Here is a 4,425-nt window from a genome sequence, read left to right as displayed (position 1 = left end):
CAGAACCGCCGCGCGGCGTTCCGTCGAGTGGGCCAACTCATCCCTCCGTCCCGCCCCTCTGAAAATGAGAGATCATCTCAAGGCGCCGGACAACTTCCCTGCCACAGGGGGCAACTCAGCCTCGACTGCGAAGACGAAGACTTTGATGTTGGCCAGGGCGTTCCAGCCGTCGCCACGGCTGGGTCGGGGAACACGGCGGTTGGAAGGCGGAGGCAGGTCGGCATTGCTGCGTAGGCTGGTGCGAGACATCGGCCCAACATGTTGAGGCTCAGCCGGCGCACTGCCCTACGTGTCGAAACCGCCCCGAAGCGCCCGGATTATTTGGCATTCAGACTGTTATATTATAGCAGGACAGCAGACCCCTTGGCCTCCCAAGCCGTGATGGCGCGGAGTTGTTCAAAAGTATACTGACCATCTCCATAGTAAAATAGAGGTGCCAATAGGGACGGTACGTGGTATTCATTTCCGTCAAAATGGTTATTGCCGCTCCAAAGCACCGAACCGTCGTAAGTCGCTACCATGCCGTTCTCACCGGGGCCAATCACCCTGTTATCATGTACGTTATTATTGATAGTGGTGTAAGAAAGTGGAGCATTGTATCTTGTCGCATCAGCAGTTCGGTCGGCATTCCACATGATTATTCCTGCTCCGCCACCTCGGCTATCCACTACGTTGCCGTATACTTCAACTCCCTGGACGTTCGAGAGCTGGATGCCCGCGCCTAGAACCCAATTGTCTTGTGCGGCCCCATTGCCTACGATGACGTTGTTTCGGATTACTGCGTCGTAGCTGATCTCGTGTTGAAGGCCGCCCCAGCTATTATTCACAATAGTGTTGCCTTCATACAGGGTCTTTACGTTGTTAATATCAGTCCACATACCAATGCCGGTGTTATCATGACTGTAACTGTTGCGTATGACTGCACCGCTGGTGAATGCGAACTTGAACCCGCCGCCCTCCCAGTTCGGGTCGATGCCTGCCCATCCACCGTTGCGCGCGAACTCAGTGCCGTCCACAAGGATACCTGCGCCCACGCCGCCGGCGCCCAATTGGCCATTGTCAGATACCAAACTATTGATGAGTTTTGAACCTTCGCCAAGCTTGACTCCAGTGCCGAAGTTTAAACGTATGTCAATGTCATTCAGGCTCCAGTTCTTCACTCCATTGATACCGCCGACAGCTGCATTCTGCACAGGCGAGGCGTACTGCTCGACCGTTATGTGACTTAGACTGACGTTCTGCGCTGCGCCGCCGAAGGCGAGCGGCGTGACCGCCGCCTCGACCTTGTGTCCAGTGGGATTTTCGCCGATATAAATACGGTTGGCAGCATAGTCGAAGTAGAACTTGCCGGGTGTTACCTCGGCCCGTGTATCCACCGGACGCAACGGGACACCATCAATATACACTGCGTCCGGGTAGCCCGCACGCTCCCAGCCAACGACTATGGGAACGTTACTGCGCTGACCTTCTTGCGTCTGGTTGCCAATTACCCAATCGTCGCCATCCTGAGTAAAACCGGTCAGTAGACGCGAGCCATCGAGGATAGCTCCTTCAGCGCCAACGAACGATTGGCCATCTTTCGGCGTAACCGTCTGCATCCGATGCTCTCCAGCCTCCAACCAAAAGGTCGTTCCAGGTGGGAAAGCGTCGACTTTAGCTTGGATGCTCTCGCCGACGTGAATCACGACCGATCCGGCAGGTGGCGTCGGCGTCGGCGACGGCGTCGGCGACGGTGCTGCGAAATCCGTAAAGACAAAGCTTTCCGGGCCCGTAATCATCAGGGCTTTGGCCACACCAGGCAAGGCGGTGCCGTTGTAGGTCGCGCTGTCTAAATAAAGATTGCGGTCCGTCGCGGCAGTGCCACCCCAAGCGTCGTTGAGGAAGGTGACCGAAACCTGATGTTGGCCAAGCGCCCAGTTGCCCTTCAAGGTCAGGGTGTCAACAGAGTCAGAGGAATGCCAGGCCGAGGCGGTGAAAGTGCCTCCAACTTGCACTCCGTCGATTTTGACGGTGTATTGGGCACTGCCCTGGTAAGCATCCTGGCTGAACTTGAGCACTAAAACGTCTGATCCGCTGCCGGCGGAAAGAGACACCGAGGCTGGTATTGCAAGGGCGGATTTGGTGTAGGAGAAGGCTACTGTTCCAGCCGTCCACAGGGTAGAGGGGGCGCCAGGCACGGCGGCGCCGTTGTAGGTCGCGGCCTCTAAGTAAAGATTGCGATCCGCCGCTGCAGTGCCCCCCCAGGCGTCATTGAGAAACTTGACTGCAACTTTGTGACTGCCGGGAGCCCAACCATTTTTGATGATCAGGGTATCGCTCTGGGCGGAGGAGTGAAGTGCGGAGGCAGTGAAGGTGCCACCGATTTGCACGTCATCCACAAAGACTTCGTAGTTTGCGTCCCCCTGATAATAATCTTGGCTGATTCGTAATACTAAGCTGTCCGGGCCGGAGCCAATAGTCGTTCTCGCGGGCATTCTCACCACTGTCGGAGAGACAACAAGCTTCGCCATCGGGTTCTCCATTGCGACGCAGCGATTAAGCGGTCAGGCAAGCCACGCCTCGCCCAATCGCGATGGCAGCAATCTCGGGATTTCCGAGACAGAAATCAACTGAAAGTTGAAATAGGGAGTCTGTTTTCCCCGCTCACATCCGTCGGGAAGAGGTACGATGCCCTAAAAGGCTGTTTTGAAAGCTACGGGCAGGAAGTCGCCTGCGGTTCGGGTGAACGAGGCGGTGCAGCATGAGGCGGATCATGGCGAGTGTGACCATCGCCTCGCCGATCTCGGGCCGTTGCTCATAGTCCTTGGACAGGCGCCGCCATCGCCCGAGCCAACCAATGGTACGTTCGACCACTCACCTGCGTGGCAGCAGGACGAAGCCCTTGGTGCCCGCGGTGCGGTGCCGATGATCAGCGCCAGGCCAAACAGGAAGCAGGCGAACAGCGCGGTGACGCGGTTGTAGACGCCGTCGGCGAACACGGCCCGGAGCGAGTTGTAGAGCGGCTTCACGGGCCTCAGCAGACCGCCAAGGCCGTCGGCGTCCTGGATGTCGGCCGCATGTACGACGACGCCCAGCAGCAGCCCATCGGTGTCCAATGCGACGTGGCGCTTGCGGCCTTTCAGCCGCTTCGTGGCGTCCCAGCCGCGCAGACCGCTGCTCTCCGTGTTCTTCGCGCTCTGAGTATCGACGATTGCCGCCGTGGGGCTAGGCTCCCGCCTGTCCCTTTCACGCAGCATGCCGACGATATGGTGGCGTATGCTCTCCCAGCCCCCGTCGCGGAGAAAGGCGCGCACATTGTAAGAGGGGCAAAACCTGTGGCGGCGGCGCGGTTTGCCCTTCTCAGGGGTCGGCTGTTCTGATTCCCTTGGGCGCATGGTCCCGCCCGCCGACCCTGACACGCTGTCGCTGGCCGAACTGAAGGCGCTGGTCAGCGCGCTGCTGGGCAAGGTGGCGGAGCTCGAGCGGACGGTGGCGGCTCAGCGCGAGGAGATCGCCCGCCTCAAGGGACTGAAAGGCCGGCCGGCGATCAAGCCGAGCGGGATGGAGCAGGCGACCGAGCCGAAGCTGCCGCGCAACCACCATGGCCGTGGCGGCCGCGGCAAGGTGGTGCCGCGGGTGGCGGTGGAGGCGCGGGTGCTGCGGGCCACGGTGCCGTCCGGCTCGCGGTTCCAGGGCTACCAGGACTTCCTGACGCAGGACCTTGTGCTGCGGACCGAGGCGGTGCGCTACCGCCGCGAGCGCTGGATAACGCCGGAGGGGCGGCTGGTCGTGGCGCCCCTGCCGGGCGGGGTCGATGGCCACTTCGGGCCTGAGCTGCGGCGCTACGTGCTCGCCCAGTACCACCAGGGGCAGACCACGATGCCGCGGCTGGTGGCACAGTTGCAGGCAGTTGGGATCGCCATCTCCAAGCGGCAGGTCATACGCCTGCTGATCGCCGGCCAGCAGCCGTTCCTCGACGAGAGCCAGCAGGTGCTGCGGGCCGGACTGGCGAGCGCGGCCTGGATAACGGTCGACGACACCGGGGCGCGGCACCGGGCGGTGAACGGCGTCTGCACACAGATCGGCAATGACCATTTCGCCTGCTTCGGCACCACGGCCAGCAAGAGCCGGCTGAACTTCCTCGAGCTGCTGCGGGCCGGGCACGGCGACTACGTCGTGAACGCCGAGGCGCTGGCGTATATGCGCGAGCGCGCCCTGGCTGGGCCGGTAATCGCCCGCTTGGCAGGCGATCCGCAGCGCGTCTTTCCCGACCAAGCGGCCTGGGCTGCGCATCTCGAGCGGCTCGACATCCGCGGCATGGAAGGCAGTCTCGCGCCAGCGCGCCTGGCCACCGAAGGCGCGCTCTGGGGTGCCATCAAGGCGCATGGCCTGCTGCCCGGGACGGTGATCGTCAGCGACGATGCCGGCCAGTTCGCCCTTGGCGAG

At 61.4% G+C, this 4,425-nt stretch carries 3 protein-coding genes; 1 reads left to right on the top strand and 2 read right to left on the bottom strand.

The annotated features are described in order from the left end of the window. Positions 1-341: 341 nt before the first annotated feature. Positions 342-2,510: a carbohydrate-binding domain-containing protein gene (locus tag E2C06_RS35440; protein ID WP_206664839.1), complete on the bottom strand. Its 2,169-nt coding sequence runs from the start codon at positions 2,508-2,510 to the stop codon at positions 342-344. A 240-nt stretch (positions 2,511-2,750) separates the two neighbouring features. Beyond that, positions 2,751-3,236 (bottom strand): transposase, encoded by a 486-nt coding sequence (locus E2C06_RS35430; protein ID WP_165982892.1) that lies wholly within the window; start codon positions 3,234-3,236, stop codon positions 2,751-2,753. A gap of 136 nt (positions 3,237-3,372) precedes the next feature. Here E2C06_RS35430 and E2C06_RS35425 point away from each other — a divergent pair. Beyond that, positions 3,373-4,425: IS66 family transposase (locus E2C06_RS35425; protein ID WP_133293234.1), on the top strand; the 1,053-nt coding region annotated here is incomplete at its 3' end.

The organism is Dankookia rubra (genome assembly GCF_004355005.1).
Lineage (GTDB): Bacteria > Pseudomonadota > Alphaproteobacteria > Acetobacterales > Acetobacteraceae > Paracraurococcus > Paracraurococcus ruber_A.
Note: the sequence above shows the minus strand (reverse complement) of the source record. Positions and strands in the feature narration are given on the sequence as shown.

Coding starts and splice junctions, on each gene's coding strand:
- E2C06_RS35440 (WP_206664839.1), bottom strand. CDS start 2,510: ATGGCGAAGCTTGTTGTCTCTCCGACAGTGGTGAGAATGCCCGCGAGA.
- E2C06_RS35430 (WP_165982892.1), bottom strand. CDS start 3,236: ATGCTGCGTGAAAGGGACAGGCGGGAGCCTAGCCCCACGGCGGCAATC.